Annotated in this window: 1 pseudogene; it reads left to right on the forward strand. The window is 31.7% G+C overall.

The features are described 5' to 3' along the window. Positions 1-556, forward strand: a pseudogene (locus tag DMC01_RS14275) (hypothetical protein); the annotation flags it as partial.

The following is a 556-nucleotide window of genomic DNA, read 5'->3' on the forward strand; positions in this document are numbered from 1 at the left end:
AAAACAAAAAGCACATAAACTAAGGCTAAATCAAGCAATAAACCAAAAGGCTTTTTCACAAGCCATAGAGCTGATACAAAAAAATGAGCTTGAAACCTCGCAAGCTCCAAGTGATGAAACAAAGCAAAGAGGCTTAAATTTTAATAGCCTTTCTTTCTTGCAAAATTATAGCAAGGATCTCATAAAAGATCTTGCCAAAAGCCTTACTCAAAACCTAGCACTCAATATCTTTAATCAAAGCTACACAACCCATTATGAAAGAATCAAGAAAGAATATGAAAGATTAAATTTTATTAACTTTACTTATAAATATCTTGCCCCCTATGTAATAAACAGAGAAGATGGGGTGTTTTATCCTATGTTTATAAACAATAACTTCTTTTCTTTTAATTTTAATAATATCATAATTGGTGGCAAACTTTGCACAGGAGCCTTTAAGGAGCTTGACGGCTTGTATTATTCCTTGCAAAATAGCACCCTTACACAAACAAAATCTTTTCTTTTAAATAAACTTTTATCCTACCTAGTCCTTGATGAGCTAAGGACTATGAATGAT

Source organism: Campylobacter troglodytis, from assembly GCF_006864425.1.
In the GTDB taxonomy this organism is placed as follows: domain Bacteria; phylum Campylobacterota; class Campylobacteria; order Campylobacterales; family Campylobacteraceae; genus Campylobacter_D; species Campylobacter_D troglodytis.